The sequence below is a fragment of the Paraburkholderia oxyphila NBRC 105797 genome (assembly GCF_000685075.1).
In the GTDB taxonomy this organism is placed as follows: Bacteria; Pseudomonadota; Gammaproteobacteria; order Burkholderiales; family Burkholderiaceae; genus Paraburkholderia; species Paraburkholderia oxyphila.
In genome coordinates this window covers 13,712-36,571 of sequence record NZ_BAYD01000078.1, presented here as the reverse complement: position 1 = coordinate 36,571, position 22,860 = coordinate 13,712, and the positions used below count along the sequence as shown (strand labels likewise).

Annotated in this window: 19 protein-coding genes; 11 read left to right on the top strand and 8 right to left on the bottom strand. The window is 59.0% G+C overall.

Going from position 1 to position 22,860, the window contains the following annotated elements:
• Positions 1-231 precede the first annotated feature (231 nt).
• From BO1_RS34580 to BO1_RS34560, 5 genes are all read left to right on the top strand, one after another.
• Positions 232-762 carry a DUF1269 domain-containing protein gene (locus tag BO1_RS34580; RefSeq protein WP_028221479.1) on the top strand — a complete coding sequence of 177 codons (531 nt, stop codon included), beginning with the start codon at positions 232-234 and terminating at the stop codon, positions 760-762.
• Between the two features lie 95 nt (positions 763-857).
• Entirely contained in the window at positions 858-1,070 is a 213-nt protein-coding gene (locus BO1_RS34575) for a hypothetical protein (protein WP_028221478.1), read from the top strand.
• An 86-nt stretch (positions 1,071-1,156) separates the two neighbouring features.
• Entirely contained in the window at positions 1,157-1,363 is a 207-nt protein-coding gene (locus tag BO1_RS53950) for a hypothetical protein (RefSeq protein ID WP_043287798.1), read from the top strand.
• A 69-nt stretch (positions 1,364-1,432) separates the two neighbouring features.
• Complete coding sequence (locus tag BO1_RS34565) at positions 1,433-2,647, top strand: alkene reductase (protein WP_028221477.1); 1,215 nt, start codon at positions 1,433-1,435, stop codon at positions 2,645-2,647.
• A gap of 7 nt (positions 2,648-2,654) precedes the next feature.
• A complete protein-coding gene (locus BO1_RS34560; protein ID WP_407670035.1) occupies positions 2,655-3,092 on the top strand; it encodes a host attachment protein in 438 nt (145 codons plus the stop codon).
• A 634-nt stretch (positions 3,093-3,726) separates the two neighbouring features.
• Here the strand turns inward: BO1_RS34560 and BO1_RS34555 are convergent.
• Both BO1_RS34555 and BO1_RS34550 read right to left on the bottom strand, forming a co-directional pair.
• On the bottom strand, positions 3,727-5,178 hold the full coding sequence (locus BO1_RS34555; protein ID WP_028221475.1) for an aminotransferase-like domain-containing protein: 1,452 nt from the start codon (positions 5,176-5,178) through the stop codon (positions 3,727-3,729).
• 65 nt (positions 5,179-5,243) lie between these two features.
• Complete coding sequence (locus BO1_RS34550; RefSeq protein ID WP_028221474.1) at positions 5,244-6,800, bottom strand: EAL domain-containing protein; 1,557 nt, start codon at positions 6,798-6,800, stop codon at positions 5,244-5,246.
• A gap of 247 nt (positions 6,801-7,047) precedes the next feature.
• Between BO1_RS34550 and BO1_RS34545 the strand changes: the two genes are divergently transcribed.
• The gene (locus BO1_RS34545; protein ID WP_028221473.1) at positions 7,048-8,499 is read left to right on the top strand and encodes an aminotransferase-like domain-containing protein; all 1,452 of its coding nucleotides are present in this window, start codon (positions 7,048-7,050) and stop codon (positions 8,497-8,499) included.
• 14 nt (positions 8,500-8,513) lie between these two features.
• On the opposite strand, the gene BO1_RS34540 is transcribed toward BO1_RS34545, so the two are convergent.
• Complete coding sequence (locus BO1_RS34540; protein ID WP_043287795.1) at positions 8,514-10,433, bottom strand: diguanylate cyclase domain-containing protein; 1,920 nt, start codon at positions 10,431-10,433, stop codon at positions 8,514-8,516.
• 762 nt (positions 10,434-11,195) lie between these two features.
• On the opposite strand from BO1_RS34540, the gene BO1_RS59685 reads away from it, so the two are divergent.
• The 4 genes from BO1_RS59685 to tnpC are packed head-to-tail and all read left to right on the top strand — an operon-like array spanning position 11,196 to position 13,746.
• Positions 11,196-11,375 carry a hypothetical protein gene (locus tag BO1_RS59685; protein WP_028221471.1) on the top strand — a complete coding sequence of 60 codons (180 nt, stop codon included), beginning with the start codon at positions 11,196-11,198 and terminating at the stop codon, positions 11,373-11,375.
• 45 nt (positions 11,376-11,420) lie between these two features.
• Positions 11,421-11,846 carry an IS66-like element accessory protein TnpA gene (gene tnpA / locus BO1_RS34530; RefSeq protein ID WP_245643978.1) on the top strand — a complete coding sequence of 142 codons (426 nt, stop codon included), beginning with the start codon at positions 11,421-11,423 and terminating at the stop codon, positions 11,844-11,846.
• Positions 11,843-12,187 carry an IS66 family insertion sequence element accessory protein TnpB gene (gene tnpB, locus BO1_RS34525; RefSeq protein ID WP_028221469.1) on the top strand — a complete coding sequence of 115 codons (345 nt, stop codon included), beginning with the start codon at positions 11,843-11,845 and terminating at the stop codon, positions 12,185-12,187. Before tnpA ends, tnpB begins: the two co-directional genes overlap by 4 nt.
• 29 nt (positions 12,188-12,216) lie before the next feature.
• Positions 12,217-13,746, top strand: a complete 1,530-nt coding sequence (gene tnpC / locus BO1_RS34520) for an IS66 family transposase (RefSeq protein WP_028221468.1) — start codon at positions 12,217-12,219, stop codon at positions 13,744-13,746.
• A gap of 196 nt (positions 13,747-13,942) precedes the next feature.
• Here tnpC and BO1_RS59680 read toward each other — a convergent pair whose 3' ends face one another.
• From BO1_RS59680 to BO1_RS34500, 5 genes are all read right to left on the bottom strand, one after another.
• The gene (locus BO1_RS59680; protein ID WP_156992554.1) at positions 13,943-14,161 is read right to left on the bottom strand and encodes a hypothetical protein; all 219 of its coding nucleotides are present in this window, start codon (positions 14,159-14,161) and stop codon (positions 13,943-13,945) included.
• Between the two features lie 194 nt (positions 14,162-14,355).
• Positions 14,356-15,798 (bottom strand): aldehyde dehydrogenase family protein, encoded by a 1,443-nt coding sequence (locus tag BO1_RS34515; protein ID WP_028221467.1) that lies wholly within the window; start codon positions 15,796-15,798, stop codon positions 14,356-14,358.
• 75 nt (positions 15,799-15,873) lie between these two features.
• Positions 15,874-17,178 carry an MFS transporter gene (locus tag BO1_RS34510; RefSeq protein WP_028221466.1) on the bottom strand — a complete coding sequence of 435 codons (1,305 nt, stop codon included), beginning with the start codon at positions 17,176-17,178 and terminating at the stop codon, positions 15,874-15,876.
• Positions 17,179-17,252: 74 nt separating this feature from the next.
• Positions 17,253-20,303, bottom strand: coding sequence for a D-2-hydroxyglutarate dehydrogenase YdiJ (gene ydiJ, locus BO1_RS34505; RefSeq protein ID WP_028221465.1), 3,051 nt, complete (start codon positions 20,301-20,303; stop codon positions 17,253-17,255).
• Positions 20,304-20,531: 228 nt separating this feature from the next.
• Positions 20,532-21,338 (bottom strand): phytanoyl-CoA dioxygenase family protein, encoded by an 807-nt coding sequence (locus BO1_RS34500; RefSeq protein WP_028221464.1) that lies wholly within the window; start codon positions 21,336-21,338, stop codon positions 20,532-20,534.
• A 104-nt stretch (positions 21,339-21,442) separates the two neighbouring features.
• Between BO1_RS34500 and BO1_RS34495 the strand changes: the two genes are divergently transcribed.
• Positions 21,443-22,351 carry a LysR family transcriptional regulator gene (locus BO1_RS34495; protein ID WP_028221463.1) on the top strand — a complete coding sequence of 303 codons (909 nt, stop codon included), beginning with the start codon at positions 21,443-21,445 and terminating at the stop codon, positions 22,349-22,351.
• Positions 22,352-22,860 lie beyond the last annotated feature (509 nt).

Below are 22,860 nucleotides of genomic sequence, written 5' to 3'. Positions count from 1 at the left end.
ATCCGACACGTCTTCGCAGGAATGAGGAAGAAGTAAAACCGGCAAGAGCCTAGTCTCGATGTCATCGTCATCGTCATCGCGTCAAAGGCCCTGTCAACACCCGAAGGCACGTGCCGGGCGGGACATGCAAGGCTGTCTGGCGCCACCTCTGCCTTGCGGCGCGGAGCATGATTTCAACCATTTTGGCGCGGAAAAGTCTCAGCTTAGTCCCCGGAGAAGAGGAGCAAATCGATGAGCGATCTAGTCGTTATAAGCTTCAAAGGCGAAGAGACGGCCGACCAGGTGTTGACCAAACTCCAGCAGATGCAAAAGGAACATCTGATCGACCTTGAGGATGCCTGCATCGTGGTCCGTAGTGCGAATGGCAAGGTACACCTCAAGCAAGCCGTCGATCTTGTCAAGATAGGCGCACTCAGTGGCGCGGCCTGGGGTGGGCTATTTGGTGCGCTGGTTGGACTGATGTTGCTCAATCCGCTCGTCGGGCTGGCAACAGGCATGGCCATTGGTGCTGGCACGGGCGCATTGTCGGGCGCGCTCTCGGACTATGGAATCGATGACGATTTCATGCGTTCGACCGGTCAGAACATTGAGCCGGGTTCGTCGGCGCTCTTCATCCTCGTGCGTCGCGTGAATTTTGACAAGGTCCTGCCAGAACTGAAGCCTTTCGGCGGGAAGGTACTGAAGACGTCTCTCACGAACGACCAGGAGGAACGCCTGAGGAAGGCGTTAGAGAGCCTGAACAGCAGTGGTACGACAGCATAAGCATCGCTGCGCTGCATCAGGGTTGTGATCCTGGATCCTGTTGAGTCCGCATTTGGCCGGATCGGCACTCCGACAATTTATGCGGGTTATTTCGTGTGGACGTTGATCACATCGAAGCGCTGTTCGACATTGGGGAGTGCTCACGCCTGCGCGAGCAGATTGTCATGCGCGATCGGATCGAGCATGCGAGATCCGTAGTGTCAGGCATCTCCTGCTTCACGCATGCTCCATCTCTCGCCGACCCAAAGATCAGTGACGTCGACCTGAATGTCGTTATGCCGCAATTTTTGAACTGCGTGATGCGGTGACGATCTCCGCTTCCAACGACCGTGATTGCAGGCGCGCATCGCCGGCGGGTTAGCGGGATTCCGCTGGTTCCCTTAAGGAGCGCTACATGACAAAGGCAAGTTGCGTCGACATCCGGAAGTCGAATGTCGAGGTGCAGGAAGCGCCGATGACCTTGGATGAACAACTCGACGAAGCGCTCGGAGAAACCTTTCCTGCGAGCGATCCAATCGCCGTTCATCCCGAGCCCGAACAACCCGCGAAGACGCAAACTCAGTCGTCGTCTGTACCAAGCGGGATCATCATGTCGATGTGATCTGACGCTGACGCGTCGACGCGTCTATGGCAGCGCTCTTCGGGGCGAACAAAGACACAAGGAGCGAATATGCGTGAGCGGGAAATCGCGCCCGGGGACGCCGGGCAGCACGACGAGCAAGTCTCGCAGCGCAAGCTCTTCGAACCCGTAAAGGTCGGGCCCTACAACTTGCGTCATCGTGTCGTGATGGCGCCCCTAACGCGTTCGCGCGCGAGCCGACCAGGCAACATCCCGACGCAGCTCAATGCCTGCTATTACGCGCAGCGCGCAGCGGCCGCGCTCATCATCAGCGAGGCGACGCAGGTGTCGATGCAAGGACAGGGCTATGCATGGACGCCCGGGATCCATAGTCGTGAGCAGGTCGAAGGCTGGCGGCTCGTGGCGGACGCCGTGCACGAGACGGGCGGGTTGATGTTCATGCAGCTGTGGCACGTCGGACGCATATCGCACCCCTCGTTGCAGCCCGATGAAATGCTGCCCGTTGCGCCCTCCGCCGTTTGGCCGAAAGCGGAGGCGTTCATCGAGAACGAGCGCGGCGAAGGTGTCGTCGCGCCCTGCGTCACGCCTCGCGCGCTGCAGGTCGAGGAGATGCCTTATCTGGTGCGCCAGTACTTCAGGGGCGCGCGCAACGCAAAGGCTGCCGGAATGGATGGCGTCGAAGTGCACGCGGCGAACGGGTATCTGCTCGACCAGTTTCTGTTGTCCGGCACGAACCGCCGCACGGACGAATACGGCGGATCGAGCGAGCGTCGGGCCAGGCTGCTATTCGAGGTGATCGAAACGGTTTGCGAAGTATGGGGACCAGAAAAGGTCGGCGTCCGGCTGTCCCCTCTCGGCACCTTCAACGACATGCATGATGACGATCCCGAGACGACCGTTTCTTATGTCATCGAGAAGCTCAATCGATACGGACTGGCTTATTTGCACATCGTGAATCCCGCGCTGGCGGCAACCGGTGAGGATGTCGCTTTCACGGCGCGCGCGAACCGCATGAGCGAGATGATACGCCGCACATACCGCGGCGTGCTGATGGTCGCGGGCGGGTTCGACGGCGGAAGTGCGGAGCGATGGATCGAGGACGGCAACGCGGACCTGATCGCGTTCGGACGCTTATTCATCGCCAATCCCGACCTCCCGGAACGCTTGCGGTCGCGCGCTCCGCTCAATTCGCCGGATCCGTCCACGTTCTACGGAGGCGGCGAGCGCGGATATACCGACTATCCGTCGCTCGCGCAGGAGCGAGGGGAAGCCCCACGGTCCGTCATCGATGGGCGTTGGAGATAGACTGTCGTTGACCCGCGAGCTCGCTGGCGTGACGCGCCGATTTGCGATGCCCGCCGAGCCGGCGACCAATCACACTGAGAGGCGCATCATGGCTGTCACTACCTGGGTTGTCGTTGCCGACGGCAGCCGTGCTCGAATCTTCGAGACACCGGGACTTAAACTGGACTTGCGGGAAATCGAAGACCTTGTCAATGTCGTCGCTGGTGGACAGACGCTGAGCGAGAAGGACCGCGAAAAATTCGCGAAGACCGTCGCCGACTACATCGAACAGGGACGGCTCCATCAGCGGTATCAGCGATTGCGCTTAGCCGTCGAGCCGAAGTTTCTCGGGATGCTGCACGCGCGTCTGAGCGAGGGGACGCGTCAATTGATTTTCGAAGAGATCAACGAAGATCTCTCGGCCCTCGATGCGCGCGAAATTCAAGCGCACCTGCTAAGGCATTAACGGCGACCTGCCCGGTGTAGACCGCATTAAATGTGTCATCCATTGAAAGACCACGGTCAAGAGATAAATACCCCTCTCTCAGGCCTGTCCTGCTTGCCTCTGACAAATTCAGCCACCATCAAGTTGACGAGCCCGATCACGCATTCGTTTCTTCGCTCGCCTGGTTGCAGCGTTGGTCTGCACAAGTCATCCATCGAGGTGCAGGTGAGGGCCAGTGTTCTGGCTTCCGCCTCTGGCTCGAGCCCGGAGCACCATCGGTGCCCGACTGGTGTCCACGGGAGTATTCACCAAAGATCGACTTACCGCATTAGCAGTGTCTGGCTTATTTCGGCTCACGGTCTGGGCGTCCCACCCGTCTTCGAGGGGAGATGGTGGAGCGGGTGGCCCAATCACTATCCGTTGAACCCGGATGAAGTGGACCAGATGCGTCGAGTTGGATCAAAATGCTGGCCCGACGCCTATGTTAGCGTGTGGCCGGCCTTGCGACCTCGATTGATCGGGCTGGTGAGTTCGTTTCCAGCGATAGGAAAAACCGTTTCCACAGTCCCTCGGCCGACTGCCGCCAGGCGCAGGTCCAGGCCGCCTCGAATCCTCCGGGCTCCAGTTGGCATCGCCATCAATCATCGGCCTCGTCTCACTTCGCTCCTTCGCGCCCAGCATGCCGAGCTGTCCGTTGCTCAGCCATTGCTCGCTTCGCCAGCGTGCCCAAAGTGTATACCTCCTTTTCAACGTCCGGAGTCCACGGACGCCCATAGTTAAGCCGGATGTGACGGCGGAATTCGCTGCTGCATGAAAAGATTGCACCGGGTGCTATCGCGATTTCGTGCGCTTCGGCCATCTCGAACAACTGCACTGCCTCGACTCCTTCTGGAAGTTCCACCCATAGAAAGAATCCGCCCGGCGGCCGGACCACCAGTGTTCCTTTGGGGAAGTACCTGACGACCGCGGCCACCATCCGGCTCTGAAGGAACGCCAGTTCGCGGCGCAACTTGCGTAGCAGCCGGCCGTAGTCCCCATGCTCAAGGTAGTCGGCAACTGCGCATTGCACGGGCACAGACGCCGGGGCCATCGTCAGCCAACGTGCGTGCTGAATTCTCGCGGCGTAGCGCCCCGCCGCTACCCAACCGAGGCGCAGACCCGGCGCAAGGCTCTTCGAAAACGAACCGCAGTGCAGCACAAGACCGTTAGAATCGAAGCGCTTCGCCGGATATGCCGGCGTCAAGCCAAAATGCAGTTCGCGGAATACGTCGTCCTCGATGAGCGGCACGTCATGTTTTGCGAGCAACCTTACGAGCGCCTCCTTCCGTTCATCGGAGAGCGTCGCGCCCGTGGGCTGGTGCAGCGTCGTCATAAACCAGCAAGCCCGTACCGCATGGTGCCGCAACGCCTCCTCTAATACGCCGAGGTCGAGTCCATGGTGTGGATCGACAGGGATTTCCACGGCCTTCAGACAGAGGCGCTTAACCGCATCTCGCACAGCATGGAAAGCGGGCCGTTCTATTGCGATGGTGTCGCCTGGCCGCGTCAGAACCTGCAGACAGAGTGTCAGTGCATCGAGCGCGCCACTCGTCACAACAACCTCATCGATCGGAACCGTAACACCTGTGACAATGTAGCGCAGGGCGATCTGGCGACGCAGATCTGCTTCTGCCTCTCCCGCGGACAAGGCGTTCCGGGAGCTCGCCATCCTCCGGGTTGCCGCAGTCAACGAGCGCGAAATCCGGCCGAACGGGAACAATTGGGCGCTTGGTTCCGAAGCGCCAAGCCCCGGATGCGCGCATCGACGTTGAGCTTTCATGAAGCGGATAATCAGGCTGTCACCATCATCCTCGTCAATACTGCGGTTCGAGACAATCGCTAGTGATTTCGTTGGCGCAGGCCGACTTGCGACGAAATAACCCGACCGAGGTCTTGCGACGACCAGGCCCCGTCGTTCTAGAGTGTAGTAAGCCTGGAAAATCGTTGAAGGGCTCACGCGGTGGGAACTGCTCGCCTGACGCACCGACGGGAGCCGCACACCGGGCGCAAGCGTACCGTCCGCAATCAGGTTTTCGAACTCCGCCGCGACTTGCAAATAGCGCTTCATTGCTATGCAATACTAATTAAATGGAGATGTCCTGACCTGCTCAGGTTGCGGATAGATCGCTCCATTTAGTAATTTCGAATCCGCCAGCCGAGCACGGTCGAGGCTCCCGCCCCAGTTGAGGATTGTGCGTTGGCGGTCTCAAGAAATACCTTCAGTCGGCTGGCGCCGAGTGCACGGCTATAGAAGAAACCTTGACCAAACTCGGCACGGCTCGCCCGCGCGACGTTGTGGTGCGCCGTGTTCTCAATGCCTTCGACAACGACCACGGCGCCCATCTCGTGGCCCATGCTCGTCAAGGCACTGACCTGTCTGGAGCGTTCATCGGGATCCATTCCGAGCACGTCCCGGTCAATCTTCACCATCTCAAAGCTCATGTCTGCCGGCAGTGCAGGTCCGACGTCAGTGAGACGCACGGCCGACAGGGCGAACCGCATTCCTTTAGCACGTGCCTGGGCCATCACCGGGATGAGACGTTTTTTGAACTTCTTCGCGCTGCCTGCCCCGATCTTTAGTATTAGTGGCGGAACACCGACGAAGCCAACGTCGTGCAGGTCCGCGATGAACGCAGAACTTACCAAGTAAGAAGCAGGAGCGGTAACGCCCAGATAGAGCGATTTCGGAGCGCCGATTTCCCGCAGTTCCTGAGCGGCACGCGACAGGACGAATCGCGTCATGGGTCCAATCAAACTACTGTCCTCAATGAACTTCATGTAGTGAGCGGGGCCCAGCGCGCCGTACTTCTGGTTGTCCCACCGCAACAACGCGTCGATGCCGACGCACCTGGCCCGCCTGATGCCCACGACGGGTTGGTATTCAACGTGGAACTCGCCGCGACGCAGCCCTGCACGCGCAGCACGCAGCAGCGACTTGTCGTAGCGAAACCACCTTTTGAGGGCACAACCGGCAACAACGACCAAAACCGCCACCAGGATCGGCCACAATACAAAGCGCAATATGGTCCATACCGAGGGACGCTGCGTCGCAATGCTCGCGGAAGGTAGCACCGAGGCGGGGGTGTCGGTGCCGATCGAAGGCGAGATTGCTCGCTCTTCGCAACCCTTACCCAGTGAGCAATCCGGGGGCGACATCGTTGGTGATTCAGGCGACTGCTCCGCCCGGTTAACCCGCGAGGCGATACGGGCCACGGCGTCAGAGGCCAGCCCCCCCCCTCGAACTGCCGCCGCGTGGTCGCTGATTTGCCACCGCATTTCCCTAAGCAGCGTCACAACGTTCGGCCCCGAACTGCCCGTTGCGGCAGCGGCGCCGGTGACATCGGCGCGCGTGTCCTCGAGCGAATCGCAAGTATTAGTCCGTAGAGGCATCGGGCCGGCGACCGGTCCGGCAACGGCAGCGGGAACAAGGGGCAACTGCGCAATGGACACGCAGGCTGAGCCAAAGCGAATGGGGGACGCCGGTGGATCAGCAAGCCAGTCCGCGAATTGCTGCCAGACTTTGCGTTCAAGCGGAAGACTGCGGTTCGAACCAGTTTCGGGCGGACCAGCAAGAGCGAGCGAGGTGCCTGCGCCGATGACCAGGACGACTGCGAACCCTCGACGCGAGGCACGACGGAGCGCGATGAAGGCGCCGCGCCTGATTGTTGTTACAGGGAACCCGAATGCCATTAATTTGTCGCTAAGAGATTTGGCCTGAAAATCGTTATCGATCGGACCGCCACGCGTAGGCGAAACTTCGAAAGAAGTGGAACCGGTCTGCGCCGCACTTTGCCATCGCGTGTGCGTCCGCAATAGAAGCAGATTGCAAAAGAAAAGCCGTATCAGATTGAAAAACGGTTATCTTCAAGCATTAGGCATGTGTGCGAGCGCGGCGGGTCCACGCCCGCAATGGTGTTTTCTATGAGGAGCACACAAGTTGAAACGGTACGAGCGGTTAGCCGACCAGATCAGTGAGCTCATCAAGCGCGGTGATCTGCCACCCGGTGCGCGTATTCCTTCGGTTCGCGCGGCGTGCAAGGCGTGGGGCGTAAGCCCCGCGACGGTATTTCGTGCCTACTACCTGCTCGAGAATCGAGGGATGATCAAGGCGCGCCCGCGTTCTGGCTATTTCGTGTCGCCGACTGCCGGACAATTGCCGCGGCGAAGGCCCGGGACCTCGCCGGGTGCCGACCCGAAGACCGTCAATATCAGCGACCTTGTCTTTGAGGTTCTCAGGACGATCAGGCAGCCCGAGACTGTCCCGCTTGGTTCAGCGTTCCTGAGCCCTGCGCTGTTTCCCATGGCGCGTGTCGGAAAGTCGTGCGCGTCTGCCAATCGTTCAACGGACCTGGCCAGCATGGTTGACTGCCTGCCGCCGGGGTATGAAAGATTGCGCCAGCAGATTTCGTTGCGTTACCTGATGGCGGGAATGACGGTGCCCGTCGAAGAGATCATCATTACGAGCGGTGCACTCGAAGCCCTGACCCTCAGTGCCCAGTTGCTCGCCGCTCAAGGCGATGTAATCGTGATCGAAAAACCGACGTTCTATGCGGCGCTGCAGGCTATCGAGCGCCTGAAGCTAAACATAGTGGAAATTCCTGTCGACCCGGTAGAGGGTCATGATCTGGATGCGCTTGCGCGGGCGCTGCAGCAACATCCGGTTAGGGCCTGCTGGTTCATGACCTCGTTCCACAATCCGACTGGGGTGACGCTGCGCGATTCCCGGAAGCAGGCGCTGGTTGATCTGCTTGCCCGACACGACGTGCCGCTCATCGAGGATGATGTCTACAACGAACTGCATTTTGGCCCGGACCCGGTACGTCCTGCCAAATTTTTTGACCGGAAAGGTCTTGTCATCCATTGTGGATCGTTCGCGAAGTGCCTTGCACCCGGATATCGTATCGGCTGGGCGGCAGCCGGAAGGTTCGCGCGCGGGCTGGAACGTGCGAAATGGATGACCACGCTATCGGCCAGCACGCCGGCGCAGTGCGCAATCGCCGACTATCTGCAGCACGGCGGCTACGAACGTTTCCTGCACAAACTACGTCGCGAGTTGGCTCATCAGCAATCACAGATGCTCGATGCGATCAGCCGGTACTTCCCGGCCGATACGATGGCGACCAAGTCTGACGGCGGTTATTTCACATGGGTAGCGCTTCCGGATCACGTAGACTCGATACAGTTCTTCCAGGCTGCGCTCGGCAGTGGCATCAGTATCGCGCCCGGACCTATCTTCTCTGCGGACGGCGCCTTTCGCCACCTTGTGCGTCTGAACTATGGATATCCCTGGTCGGTGCGGCTCGATAAAGCGGTCGCGACACTAGGCGCCCTGTGCGCCGATGAATCACGTTGCGGCGCAAAGCTGGCCGGTCCGGTTCGGCCGGCATGATACGGGCGTCGATCTCAACCCAACATGCCGGTCGGTGAATCGTGAAGCTCATGCACGACAATACGCGCCTTGCCCGCGACTTTTGCACGATACATCGCGGCATCCGCCGCGCGTAACAGGGCTTCGCCACTCAATGACTCTGCCTGGTCGCGCTGGTCGCGCAGTAGTATGCCGACACTCGCCGACAACTGGACGACCTTCGCCCCGAACGTTATAGGCTGGCTCAGTGTCAGCAGGATTGCACGTGCAATCCTCTCCAGTGCGGCACGATCGATTGCAGGGCCGGTCAGCAGCACGGTGAACTCATCCCCGGCATGCCGCGCAACCAGATCCCCGCCACGCACGCAGCGGCTGATCCGGCGCGCGGTTTCAACCAGTACTTCGTCGCCGCACTGATGCCCGTAGGTGTCATTGACAGCCTTGAAGCCGTCCAGGTCGATAAACATGATGGCCGCCACACCGTCGCCGCCTGCTGCGCGTGCCTCATCCAGCCTCTCGAGGAACGAGCGTCTGTTCGGCAGGCCGGTCAGCGCGTCGTGGAACGCCTGATGCCGCAGGCGATCGAGCAACGCCGTTCGCTCCGTCACGTCCTGCACGAGCAGGTAGTACCCATCAGCCGCCTGATCATGGACGCGACGCGGCACCAGCACACCACGCAGGACACGTCGACTCCCGTTAACCGTCGCTCCGACCTCGTACTCGACCCTTTCGCCGTTGAGCACGCGCTGGACGTACGGCTCGATGGCAGCAACATAGTCAGCGGCGAGAACCTCGTGGGCGAGCCGTCCCACGATCTCCTCGGGGTCCACCCCCAGCCACTCGCGATAGGTTGAGTTGGCGAACCGATAACGTCGCTCACCGTCCACGTAAGCGACCAGCACCGGCAGATTGTTAGCGATAGCGTGCAAATCTACGCGCGTGGCTCCTAATTGTCGCTCGGTGCTCGTCAATTGCTCATGCGCCCTGCGCAGACCTTCCGAGGCCTCATGGGCTCCCCGATGCAACGCAGCCTCCCGCGCATCGCGCGCGGCCTTTTCCTGTCGCTCCGCCCGGGTATCGTGAATGACAAACAGCCAGCCTCCGTCGCGGGCCGACGTCGTCTGCTTCCGTGCCACCTGCACGCGCGCTGGCTTTCTTTGCTTGTTGCGCAATCGGAACGTTACGTCGAGTGTCAGGACCTCACCAGCGCGGCCACGATTGAGTGCTTGCACGGCCTGTTCAAGCCTGGTCCGGTCGTTCGCATCCAGCAGATCGAGTATGTTCGTTTTCGTCAGCGGAGCGCGCGAGTGCGCGAAGAATTTCACGCAGGCATCATTCATGTGCCGCCACTCCCAGTCGCTTCCGATATGCGCGATAGCGACCGGAGTCCGATGGAAAGTCTCGACGTAAAGCGCATGCTGGGCCTGAAACCGGTCGATCGCCTGACGCACCTGCAAGCGATCAGAGCTGTCCAGCTTGCGCAGGCCAACTTCGTGTTCGATCATTTGCCCCAGATCCACCAGCAGCTGACGCTGTTTGCGCGCGAAGCGCCGCGGCATCGAGTGCATCATACATAGCATACCGATCGGTTTGCCGCACGGTAGACGCAGCGCAATGCCTGCGAAAAAGCGGATCCCCAATTCGCCGGTTGCCACTGAGCCCTGCGCAAGCTCCGCATCTGACGGCGCATCTCTGACGACGAACGGTTCCTCGCATTGGAGCGTCCGGCTATAGTACGTATTCAGATGGAATACGACGTCCCGTCCAATCCCGCTTGCGCCTATGACTTCTGGCTGACCCAGACGGTCGAGACATACGACGGATATTGGTAAATTCAGCGCGCGCGCGGTGACCCGGGTCGCCCGCTCAAAGTACTGATCGTCGTCGCTTTCTGTGGGCAGGGGCACGCTGCCTGGTTGTTGTTGCTGCGCATCCATGATGCGTTCGTCTTTCACGCTTTAAGCTCCGTTCCGGTGCCATCTTGTAATGTGTTTATCGACGCCGACGCAAATGCCCGGAGCTGATCGACTGCCATCGGTTTCCCAATCCAGTAACCCTGCGGTGCCTTTGAGTTCTCCAATGAACAGCCCCGGGCCCCCGACTCCGAACTTGGGATGGCCCCACCGGAGCAGCGCTTCCACGCCCACGCAGTGTCGCGTGCGCAGTCCACAATGGGCTGATAAACGACATGGAACTCCCCGCGGCGAAGACCGATGCGCGCCGCGCGCCGCAATCTTGCTTTTGGGCGAACCAGGTAACCAACGTGCACAGCCGCGGCGCAACCCGATAGCGCAACAACCGGCACCGCGGCGTATCGAGAAGTGATCAGGCTGGCCGTGAGCAAGCAAGCCAGACTCAACGTAACGGCGACAGTCACTACCACTTCAAAATGCCCATCGAATACCGGTCGCAGCCGGCGCATTCGTGCTGTGCAGCGTTGGAAAAATCACGTGAAGGTGCTTTCGCACCGTTCTCTGTGTTGCGTACTATGACCTGACTGCGTTTGAAAAACGAGTAGCAGTTTCGTATCAAAACATGCGTATCAGATCCGCCGTCATACGCGGAGTAAGTCGGCGCGGCAACTCGCTGAGGCAGGCTTGTCTGCTTACTCAGTGGCTCACGCGCTCGCCTTAACCGTGAACACGACAACCAGGGTCGGCACGGCACAAGAATGATCCCAGCGACTTTGCGTAGGCTCGTCGGATTGGCAAGCTGCAATGGGTGATTTGGCAAATCGTTATGGCGGCGCCCGACAAAGTGCCACGAAAGTGATCGCCGTCGGTGACGTCGCAGCGGAGATCGCGCCGCCCGGGGTATGGAGCATCAAGTGTCCGAAGGGCTTGCGCGACGGCCTGATCGTAAGCGACTCACGGGGGCCGCTGTTGCGCGACGATTGAGGTTTTGGGTAGTTTGGTGTGCACCAAATTATGGTGGGCACCAAAGTGGACAAGACATGGGACGAGTGCGCCACGAACGGCGCGTATAAGCGGCCGAACTTTCCGACCGAGTTCAAGCGGCAACTGGTCGAACAATCGCTTGAGCCGGGCGCATCGGTGGCGTTGATCGCGCGCAGCAACGATATCAATGCAAACCTGTTGTTCAAATGGCGGCGGCTTTATCTGGCAGGCGAATACGGTTTGCCAACACTGCCGGAGGGCGCGGCGCCGAGGCCGGAGCCCAAGGTGCCGTCGCTGCTGCCGGTGCATATCGACGCTCAGACGGCAGAGCATACGCCGCCGATGACGATCGATACGGCGCCGTCGCCGGAGGCTCTCTGCGAGATCGAATTCGAACGGGCACGCTTGAGAGTATGCGGTAACGTGTCACCGGATATGCTGCGACTGCTGATCCGGGAGCTATCACGATGATCGGCCTGCCGGCAGGCACGCGCATCTGGATCGCCGCAGGTGTCACCGACATGCGGGCAGGATTCCAGGGGCTGGCGGCAAAGGTGCACACGGCGCTCGAGGAGAATCCGCTGGGCGGCAACGTCTTCATTTTTCGCGGGCGACGCGGTGACCTGATAAAGATTTTGTGGGCCACAGAGGACGGACTTTGGCTCCTCGCGAAGCGGCTCGAACGAGGGCGTTTTATCTGGCCGCAGGCTGACGGCGGCAAGATCCATTTGACCCACGCACAGCTGTCGATGTTGCTCGAAGGCATCGATTGGCGACAGCCCCGTCGAACGGCGGTGCTATCGGTGTTGTAAACGCATTGGGGCGCGCGTAAACTCCGCGCATGACCGAGGATGCCCAGCTTCCAGATGACGTCGATGCTCTCAAGGCCTTGCTGATCGAGGCCCGTGCCCAGCTTGCCGAGCGTGATATCGAGATCGAACAGCTCAAGGCCCAGATCGACAAGCTGAAACGGATGCAGTTTGGCCGCAAGTCCGAGCAACTGGAGCGGCAGATCGAACGGCTTGAGACCGGGCTGGAGGATCTGACCGGAGGGCGTGGCGTTGCCGACGTTCGGCGTGTCCGCGCGTCGGGGACGAGCGCGACGGCCGGTGCAACATCGTCGAAGGAGGCTTTGCCGCCGCACCTGCATCGTGAGGAACATGTGCTTGAACCCGCTTCAAGCTGCCCGAAGTGCGGCAACGCCATGCAAGCACTGGGCGAGGACATATCCGAGCAACTCGCCCGTGTCGCTGCCGCGTTCAAGGTGATTCGCACGATCCGGCGCAAGACAGTCTGCCCCAGCTGCCATCACTTCTCCCAGCCGCCGATGCCGGGTCTGCCAATCGAGCGCAGCATCGCCCATCCGAGCCTGCTGGCTGACATCCTCGTCTCGAAGTTTGCGGATCATCAACCGCTGTACCGCCAATCGGAGATTGCCGCGCGTGATGGCGTCACGCTTGATCGTGCCAGCATGGGTCGCTGGGTCGGTCAGTGCGAGGAGCTTCTGCGCCCCCTGACCGACGCGGTACGTCGCTATGTGATGGCGACCTTCAAGCTGCACGCGGATGACACGCCGATCCCGGTGCTTGCTCCGGGTAACAGGAAGACGCGCACGGGACGCCTCTGGGTCTATGTTCGCGATGATCGCCGTTCGGGATCGAGGGATCCCGCCGCAGTCTGGTTCGCCTACTCGCCTGACCGCAAAGGCATTCATCCGCAGACCCATCTCGCCGGATTCGAGGGTATCCTGCAGGCCGACGCCTACGATGGATTTAACGAGCTGTATGAGGGCGGCAGGATCCGTGAGGCCGCATGCTGGGATCACGCGAGACGGTACATATACGATGTTCACGTCCGTACACCGACCGAGGCGACGCAGTATGTGCTCGAACTGATCGGCGAACTCTATGACGTAGAGGCTCAAATCCGTGGCGCACCGCCGGACGAACGGCTGCGGATAAGACAGCAGAAGAGCCTGCCAGTGCTTGCAGCCATTAACGCGTGGATGATGCAGAAGATCGCAACCCTGTCGACAAAGTCCGAGTCGGCCAAAGCGATCCGCTACTCGCTCAATCAATGGAATGCGCTTGTTCTGTACTGCGAAGATGGTCGCATCGAAATCAGCAACGCGCTGGCCGAAAACGCCTTGCGTTGTGTCAGTCTGGGGAGGAAGAATTTCCTCTTTGCTGGCTCCGACAGTGGCGGAGAACGGGCCGCAGCGATGTACGGCCTGATCGGGAGCTGCAAGATCAATGACATCAATCCGCACGCCTATCTGGAATATGTCCTGAGCCACATCGCTGATCACAAGGTCAACCGCATCGACGAATTGCTACCTTGGAACGTGGCAGACAGACTGCCCGGCAAGTAGCGCACGGGCATTCACCTGACAGCTGGATACTGTCCGATCTATCAACTTGCCTCCATCACGATCATGCCTTATTCACGCGCGTAACGTCGAGAGTGGCCGCCGTGAGGCGCTTACGCCTGATCCGCTTCGCGCCCGGGTTTGAAAGCTCATCCTTGGTACAGGCCTTCGCTAACGGACTACTCCCCAGAGAGGGTGATCAAAGTGGCGATGACACAACACCTGCCGAAAGTCCGACGTCGGTATCGAAGCGACGCCTGAACGTCCTCCTTGGTGTCCACACGAACGACTGCAGATGGCCGAGCCCGGTCAACTGCGAACGCATCAACCCGACCCGAATCTGCCGTTCAACAGCCGCTGTCTTCGCCGTCACTTCTTGGGTCACTACGGTCAAACTGTTTGGCGGATCGATGGACACGATCAGATCCGGGCGTCGAAAGACTGGTCACGTCGCTCCGACTGTTGAACCAGCTTCCAAGTGCTGCGGCAGACTGAGGCTGTTCATTTTCGACACCGCAATACTCGCCAATAATCTGAACGTCTCAACTTTGAGGAGCCTCGGCTGTTCGCACTAACTAGTGCAAATCGAACAATGGGGCGAGGGAAGCTAGGTCACACGACACCCGCCGAGATGTAAGCGGTCTTCACCGTCGTGAAGAACTCTTGCGCATAACTGCCCTGTTCTCTCGCTCCGTAGCTAGACTTTTTGCGGCCGCCGAACGGCACATGGTAGTCGACCCCGGCCGTCGGCGTGTTGATCATCACCATGCCGGCCTCGACGTTTCGCTTGAAATGGCTTGCGTACTTGAGCGACGTCGTGCAAATTCCTGCGGACAATCCAAAGCGCGTATCGTTGGCTACGGCAAGCGCCTCGTCATAATCATTGACCTGAATGACCGACGCAACCGGGCCGAACACCTCTTCCTGATTGATGGTCATGGATGGGTGCGTACCGGTCACCAATGCAGGCGCGAGAAAAAATCCTTCCGTGTCGGCATCTACACGAGCACCGCCGAACACGCTTCCGCCTTCACGCCGTGCGAGTCGAATATACCGTTCGTCCTGCGCAAGCTGCCTCGCATCGACGACCGGCCCTATTTGCGTCTGCGAATCCAGCGGGTTGCCTACCTTCAGCACTCTCATGCGTGCATGCATTGCTTCGACGAACGAGTCATGAATGCCGCGACCGACGATTAGACGACTTGATGCAGTGCAACGCTGTCCAGTCGAATAGAAAGACCCGTTGATGCAGGCATCGACCGCAACGTCCATATCGGCGTCGTCGAGCACGACCATCGGATTCTTTCCCCCCATTTCTAGCTGGACCTTTTTTCCGCTCGACACGCATTTTTCGGCGACATTCTGACCCGTCATCGCCGAGCCCGTGAAGCTGATTGCATCGACGTTGGCAGACCGCACGAGCGCTTCACCCACGGCCGCACCGGGTCCCATCAGCAGATTGACGACGCCAGGCGGCGCCCCGGCGTCAGACAGGATTTTCACGAGTTCCCACGCACATCCCGGCACCAGTTCTGCTGGCTTGATCACGACACAATTCCCGTACGCAAGAGCCGGTGCGATCTTCCAAGCCGGTATTGCGATCGGGAAGTTCCACGGTGTGATGAGACCAACCACGCCTATCGGTTCCCGGGAGACCTCGACCGTCAGACCTGATCTAATCGATGGAAGTAGTTCGCCATTGATTCGCAACGCTTCTCCGGCGAAGAACTTGAAGATTTGCCCCGCTCGCTGCACTTCGGCGGCGGCCTCCGAAAGCGTTTTGCCCTCTTCTCGCGATAGCAGTCTCGCCAGCTCCGCCTTCCGAGACAGGATGATCGAGGCCGTCTGGTCTAGCAATTCAAAACGTTCCTGTGGACCACTCTTTGACCATGAGCGAAAGGCCTCACGTGCCGCAGCGGCTGCGATCTCAGTCTGCAGCGCATCGGCGTCGGCGTACTCACCGATTACATCGTTGCTATCTGAAGGACTCACATTGGGTCGCCAGTGATCGCCGGCAACCCACTCACCGTTGATCAGGTTTCTATACTGATTCATTTAACTTCGCCAAAAAAAAGGAGTCTTGCCGTGTATTGGAGATCTTATGAACGGTTATACCGCCCTGCGAAAACCTCACGTCGCGAGCGGCGGTGTCGACACGACGACCTTCGGCTCATCGACGCGCTTTCCCACCACAAATGCATAGACGAGCGCAGCCAGAAGCGCGATTCCGGCACTAATAAGGAATGCGTCGACAAATGAATGCGTCCGATCGACGACAACACCGGTGACGAAAGGCGCGAACGAGCCGCCGAAATAACCGCCGAAGTTCTGAATACTCGCAAGGGATGCCGCCATGTGCCGGGGCGCAGCCACAGACACGAGCGCCCAACTCGCCCCACATGCCATCTGGACAAAGAACATCGCTACGCTGAGATAGAAGATCGCAAGTGTCAGATTCGGGGTGAACGCGGCGGGAACCGTGAATACAGCCCCGCCGATCAGACCAACACAGATAGGCCATTTTCGACTGCGAACCGGCGCGACACCGCGGGCCTGCAACGCATCAGCGACGAAGCCGCTCGATAGCATGCCAATCGTGCCGAAAAGATAGGGGATCGACACCAACCATCCGGTGCTGGCGAGCGACAAATGACGCTCGCGCTCGAGATACGCAGGCAGCCACGTCAGATAGAGCCACAGCATATAGATGATGCCCGCATTGCCGAGAATCATGCCCCAGGTGGTACGCATCAGAAACAGATTGCGCCATTCCGACATGGTCATCTTGCGCTCGATCTTAGCATCGCTCGCACCTTCGTTCAGATAGGCAGTTTCTCCATCCGAGAGCTTTACGCTTTTCCGGTCACGATAGATCAAGTACCAGCCGATCGACACCGCAATTCCGAAGCCACCCATGATCATGAACATTTGCCGCCAACCGAACGACAGCATCATCACAGTCAAAATCGGGGGCGCGAGAGCCGGCCCAATCGTCGAGGAAGTAATGAAGATGCCCGTCGGTCGACCCCGCTCACGAATTCCAAACCACTCGCTCACTACTTTTGCGCCAGCCGGAAAGTTTGGCGATTCACCCACTCCGAGCGCGATACGCGCGATGATGAACTGATGAAGGCTTGTTATGAGCCCTCCGCTAAGCTGAGCGGCGGACCAGACGAACATTCCAAGTCCGAGCATCACTCGCGAACCAAATTTGTCGAGAAGCACTCCGACCGGCAGCTGCGCAAAGGCGTAAGCAAACGAAAAGGCAGAAAGCAATATTCCCATCTGAGATGCCGACAACCCTAGTTCACTGCTGACGGAATGGTTCGCGATAGACAACGTGCTCCGATCGAGATAGTTGACAATCCCGGCCAGGGTCAGAAGCGCTATTGATGCTACCTGTATGCGCTTTAATTTCTTGGACTTCTCGATCATTCCGTCTCCTTATATTCTCGGAAAGTAAGTCTCAGTTTACGTATTGAACAGCGCGACGTCCGAGTTGCTAACGACTATCGGCGGTAGATATCCGCGAGCACCTGCACGGGGTGACGAAGCGTCTTGCCTCGCAGCCGCTTGACCTGACAGCGACAGGAATAGCCTGTCGCCAGGACCTCTGGGCCTTCTTCGTCGATGGTTGGGTAAGCAGACTCAGGAATCTGGTACGCCCACGACAGCGCGAAAATGTCGGTCGATGTAGCCAGGTTCCTCGCTTCATGACCGTAAGTGCCGGACATACCGCAACACCCCGTCGTGGGCATCGCCAAGTCCAGACCTGCCGCGGCAAAGACCGCTTTCCAAAGCGCCGTAGCTTGCGCGGCATTCGTCTTCTCCGTGCAATGAGCTAGTAACTTGAACGACTTGCGTCTCTCGATAGGCGTGTGTGACGAAGTGATCGCAGCCGCGAGCCACTCTTGTGGCAGCAACACATTCGGGACGTTTTCGCTCCCGAGTACCTTGGAATATTCCTGGCGATACGTCAGCGTCATGGCCGGGTCGACTCCAACCAACGTGACGCCCGTATTAGCAATATCGAGCAGCGTCTGGGCGTTCTTACGTGCGGCTCGCGCAAATCGTGTCAGAAAGCCCAGAACGTGAAGCGGCTTACCATTTGGATGAAAGGGTGCAAAAAGGACGCGAAATCCCAAAGATTCCGCGAGTTCGACAAAAGCAGTTTCGACGTCTCCACCAAAGAAACGCGTGAAAGTGTCGCGAACAATGACCACGCAACGCTCGCGTTCGCTTGCGTCCATGCGCATCAGAAGCTCAGGCGTCGCAATAGCGCACCGGATCGCTTTCCTGACTTCGCTCTGGGCGATACTCGGTGTGTCGACCACTCCAACAACGTGCTTGAGCAATAGTCGCGCGAACCGGCTTTCCACAACGCCGTTGTAAAACTGTCGCCCACCGGGCATGGAGACTAGCCGTGGGATAGTGTATTCGAGAGAAGCAATCATGTAGTCGCGAGCCGGGCGAAGATATCGCGTGTGGTAATGCTCCAGGAATCGCGATCGGAACTCCGGGACGTTCACCTTGACAGGACACTGGGCGACGCAAGATTTGCAGGCGAGGCAGCCGCTCATCGCCTCATACACCTCGTGCGAAAAATCTTCTTTGTTTCGACCGCGACGCAGCGAATTCAAGAAACGTACGGGTAAGCGCATCGCACGCGGTCGTGCGATCACGTCGGTACCTGCCGCTACCTGCAGACGTAACCACTCACGCATCAACGACGCACGGCCTTTCGGCGAATGAATGCGTTGACGTGTCGCTTTCCATGACGGACACATCGAATCGTCCGGATCGAAATTGAAGCAAGCGCCATTTCCATTACATTGAACTGCGTCACTATTCGCTTCCCATACGGCGTCGCTGATCTCACGATTTAGCTCACCTGATAAGGTGATGGCATCGATCTTGAGAAGCGTGCTATCGACGCCTTCAGGTACGGCGATCTTTCCCGGATTGAGCTGGTTAAACGTGTCAAACGCTGCCTTGATTCGCTGCAAGGAGGGGTAAAGGCGCCCAAAGAAGGCCGGTGCATACTCCGAGCGCACACCCTTCCCGTGCTCGCCCCAAAGAAGTCCGCCGTACTTCATGGTGAGCGCGGACACGGCATCCGAGATGGGCCTGATCAAGGCAACATCATCGGGGTCTCTCAGATCGAGCGCAGGACGCACGTGCAGCACGCCAGCGTCGACATGGCCGAACATCCCGTACTTCAAAGCATGGGAATCGAGCAACGCACGAAACTCTGCGATGTACTCCGCAAGCTGCTCCGGAGGGACAGCCGTGTCCTCGACAAACGGCTGTGGCCGCCTGCTACCGCGTACGTTGCCAAGAAGGCCGACTGCGCGCTTTCGCATTGCATAAACACGGTTGACCGCCACATGTCCCCAGGCGATCGTGTGGCCGAGACGCCGAACGCTCTGGTCCGTCCTGATGTGCTCGACAAATTCAGCGACAAGGCTTTGGAGCTGACCGAGATCATCGGCGCTAAATTCAACGAGGTTGATACCTTGAGCGCTTCGCTTGTCGTTATAGTCCGGGAAGAACTCGGATATGGAAGTCCAGACAACGTCATCGCGGGCTAGCGCGAGTACCGTGGAGTCCACCGTCTCGATAGACAGCGGTCGATGTTCCATCAGAGCGCGCGCATCCCTCAGCGCATCCATGAATCCTTCATACTGGACGTTCACCAGCGCCGAATGAAGCGGTATCGGCAACACGTTCAATGTCGCCTCTACAACGAAGCCGAGCGTACCCTCCGCGCCGCAAATCAGGCTATTCAGGTTCAGCCTTCCGTCCCGTTCGCGAAGATGCGCGAGATCGTAGCCCGTCAGGCAGCGATTAAGCGGCGGGAAAGTGTCTCGTATGAGTTCAGCCTGGTTGTCGGAAATCTCGCGGGCAGTTCTGTAGGCCCGTCCGACAATATCCGTCCGTGCGCAAAGCTGTTCCAGTGCTGCATCGTCGACCGGCTCGGAGACGAGCGGAACGCCTCCAAGCAACACGCTTTTCAGAGCGATGACGTGGTCGCGCGTTTTTCCATAGGTGCAGCTGCCTTGTCCGCTGGCGTCCGTGCTGATCATTCCACCAATTGTGGCGCGATTCGACGTGGACAGTTCCGGAGCAAAGAATAATCCGTGCGGTTTGAGAGCCGCATTCAATTGATCCTTGACGACGCCTGCCTCAACCCTCGCCGTGCGTTTAATTGGATCGATTTCAATGATGCGGTTCATGTGACGGGACAGGTCGACGACGATACCGTCGGTCAAGGACTGGCCGTTGGTGCCGGTGCCACCGCCTCGGGGCGATACCACGACGCTTCGAAATCGCTCCTCGGCGAGCAGCCGCGCGATGCGCTCAACGTCAGCGGCGTTGCGAGGGAAAATCGCAGCCGTGGGTCTGCGCTGATAGATCGAATTGTCCGTTGCGAGTACCGTGCGCGTCGCATGGCTGACGTCGATCTCGCCCTCCAGTCCCGCAACCCGCAAAGCATCGAGAAACGCTGCTTCGGAAGTAGTGTCTCGTGCTTCTTCCAGTTTTATCTTTATGACCTTCATGTCGCTTACCTTTCATGCGTCCTTGCGCGGCACTCTGCGTACGTATCGCTTCACTTGCGTCCATCAGAGCAACAGGCCCGACGCGTTGTCGTGATGGCCGCATTCGGAGAGAAGACGCGAGGTCACGCGTCGGCTGCCCGACATTCAGGAGATAAGGCTTACCCTGTTGATGTGACTTGCCGCTGCTCGCCAGGTACATGCGTCCCGGCGAGCGGCGCGCGCGCAAGTTCAGCCGATCTGAACTCTGTCGAGAATCTCGTCTGAGCCAACCTCGAGAGGAACGAAATTAGTCGAACGCACATAATCCGGTCGCGGCTGCTCGACCTGTTCAGGCTTGTTCTTCACCTGGTTGTAGACGACATAGGCCTGCCATCGATCGTCACCGGAGAGGTTGTGACCCGAGGAATGCACGATGTTGGCGTCGAAGAACACGACTGTTCCCGGGCGGCCCATGATAGGCACGGCCTTGGGATGACTGGACAAAATATCGAGCATCGTCGGCTTGGGTACAACGTAGAAGCGGTAACCGGTTGCCTCATCGAACGTCGGATCGAGTGAACCAAGCTTGTGGCTTCCCGGGATGAAGTAGAGACATCCGCCCATTTCGGTCGGCTCGTCGAGCATGACCAACGCGGTTGTCATCTGCGGTTCTTTCACGCCGTCGATATGCCAGGTGCCGAAGTCCTGATGCCATTGCCAGACGGAGCCGTCGATAGCCGTCTTCAGATTGCACTTCGTGTGATAGACGTAGAGTTCGGGATCGCCGATCAGTTGTTGGGCCGGCTGGAGCAATCTGGGGGAGCGCACTGCCGAGTGAAAGACCGCCGATGCCGTCGGACTTTCTGTTTCGTGAACTTTGTAGATCGTCTTCGCGATGCCGCCCGTTTTTTCACGGACGAGATGGTCGGTGTCGATCTTCTGGATCCGGCGCAACTCGCTCTTCATATGCTCGACTTCTTCTTCCGAGAAAAGCTCCGGCAGAACAACGAATCCATCGCGCTCGTACGCTTCCAACTGTGACGCGGTAAGTTTCATGAGGGGATCTCCTGACTTGTTGGTGTGCTGTCATGATCCTAAGACCCCACGAGTCCAATGTAAAAGATATAATAAGTTGCGTATTGATACCTAAAAGGTTCCAAATGGAGCTACGTCATCTTCGCTACTTTCTGGTAGTGGCACGCACACTCAACTTCACGAAGGCGGCGGAGGAACTGCACATGGCCCAGCCGCCGTTGAGCCGGCAGATACGGGAACTGGAAGAGGAACTCGGCGTGGCGCTTTTCGAGCGCCAAGGCAAACGTGTCTTTCTTTCATCGGCGGGCCAGGTTTTCGAAGAACGGGCCAGGCGAATTCTGGCGGACACGAACTCCGCGATCGTGGATTCACAACGTGCAGCAAGAGGAGAAATCGGCCGGGTGGCGGTCGGGTTCTTTGAGCACATCGCGTACACGCTGCTGCCGCCGATCTTGCGTGAATTCCAGCAGCGTTACCCCGCGGTGACAGTCGAACTTCGATGGTTTTCCTCTGCGGAACAGATCAATGCGCTGGATCGAGGGGACGTCGATCTGGCCTTCGTTCGCTCTTTGCCGCCGGATACCCAACTACACAGCGTCTTGTTGCTTCAGGAGCCGTTTTACGTTGCCATCGCGAAGGACAACCCTCTCGCAGCGAAACGGCAGATTTCCATCAAGGACTGTATGCACCTTCGCGTCATCAATTACCGGAAAGATGTCGCGCCGGACTATCACGCCACCATCAACCAGTTGTGCGCACTGGCCGGCTTCTCTCCTTCCACGAGCTTCGAAATGGGACAGATCTACGCGTCCCTTGGCCTCGTAAGCGCCGGGTTTGGTGTGACGCTCGTACCTGCGTCGGTTCAGCGAACGCACATGGACAACGTCGTTTATCGTCCGCTGCGCGAACAGCACGCGCAAAGCGAACTCTACCTCGTGTGGAAGGAACCCAACCCGCCCGCTGCGCTAGGCTCTTTTGTTCAACTCGCGTGCGAAATAGCCGCGCACGCACCGGGCAAAGCGAAGGTCGAGTAAGGCAAGCGGTACTGTCAGTGGCGGTGGAAAACCGACAAAAAATGGCGGCGTCGCATTTTTAGAGAAAGGAATGACTCTCGTTTAAAGCGGGGGATCGGGGCGATGCAAGCAGGCGATCGGTGTCGTGCGTGTATGCGGGAGCCCGTAGGGCGAGCGCATACACGCACAACTTGCGTGAAGGCCAACCCGGGATGAGGTAGAAAGAGCGGCGTTGAAAATTCAGCGCCGAAAAACAGGCCCGACACCGCAAACTGCCAGGTTCGACCGGTGCCGGGCCTCCACGCCACACTGTCCGGGGACGGTGCCGCGCCAGTATGGCACGGCCTGCCGCCACGGTCGATAGTGTGTGCATTCGGCGCTTACGGGGGCGCCGATGGCGGACTCAGGCCGTTTGTTTCTATGCGCGCGGTGCCGGGCACAGGTGATCGTGTGCAGAAGATGCGATAGCGCCCGGACTTACTGCAGCCCGGAGTGCGCCGATGACGCGCGTCGGGCGAGCCTGCGCACGG

What these genes read in the sequence shown, in the direction of transcription:
- BO1_RS34565 (WP_028221477.1), top strand. Translation starts at nt 1,433, where the DNA reads ATGCGTGAGCGGGAAATCGCGCCCGGGGACGCCGGGCAGCACGACGAG.
- ydiJ (WP_028221465.1), bottom strand. Translation starts at nt 20,303, where the DNA reads ATGAAGGTCATAAAGATAAAACTGGAAGAAGCACGAGACACTACTTCC.
- BO1_RS34580 (WP_028221479.1), top strand. Translation starts at nt 232, where the DNA reads ATGAGCGATCTAGTCGTTATAAGCTTCAAAGGCGAAGAGACGGCCGAC.
- tnpC (WP_028221468.1), top strand. Translation starts at nt 12,217, where the DNA reads ATGACCGAGGATGCCCAGCTTCCAGATGACGTCGATGCTCTCAAGGCC.
- tnpB (WP_028221469.1), top strand. Translation starts at nt 11,843, where the DNA reads ATGATCGGCCTGCCGGCAGGCACGCGCATCTGGATCGCCGCAGGTGTC.
- BO1_RS59685 (WP_028221471.1), top strand. Translation starts at nt 11,196, where the DNA reads ATGGGTGATTTGGCAAATCGTTATGGCGGCGCCCGACAAAGTGCCACG.
- BO1_RS53950 (WP_043287798.1), top strand. Translation starts at nt 1,157, where the DNA reads ATGACAAAGGCAAGTTGCGTCGACATCCGGAAGTCGAATGTCGAGGTG.
- BO1_RS34555 (WP_028221475.1), bottom strand. Translation starts at nt 5,178, where the DNA reads ATGAAGCGCTATTTGCAAGTCGCGGCGGAGTTCGAAAACCTGATTGCG.
- BO1_RS34510 (WP_028221466.1), bottom strand. Translation starts at nt 17,178, where the DNA reads ATGATCGAGAAGTCCAAGAAATTAAAGCGCATACAGGTAGCATCAATA.
- BO1_RS34550 (WP_028221474.1), bottom strand. Translation starts at nt 6,800, where the DNA reads ATGGCATTCGGGTTCCCTGTAACAACAATCAGGCGCGGCGCCTTCATC.
- BO1_RS34495 (WP_028221463.1), top strand. Translation starts at nt 21,443, where the DNA reads ATGGAGCTACGTCATCTTCGCTACTTTCTGGTAGTGGCACGCACACTC.
- BO1_RS34500 (WP_028221464.1), bottom strand. Translation starts at nt 21,338, where the DNA reads ATGAAACTTACCGCGTCACAGTTGGAAGCGTACGAGCGCGATGGATTC.
- BO1_RS34515 (WP_028221467.1), bottom strand. Translation starts at nt 15,798, where the DNA reads ATGAATCAGTATAGAAACCTGATCAACGGTGAGTGGGTTGCCGGCGAT.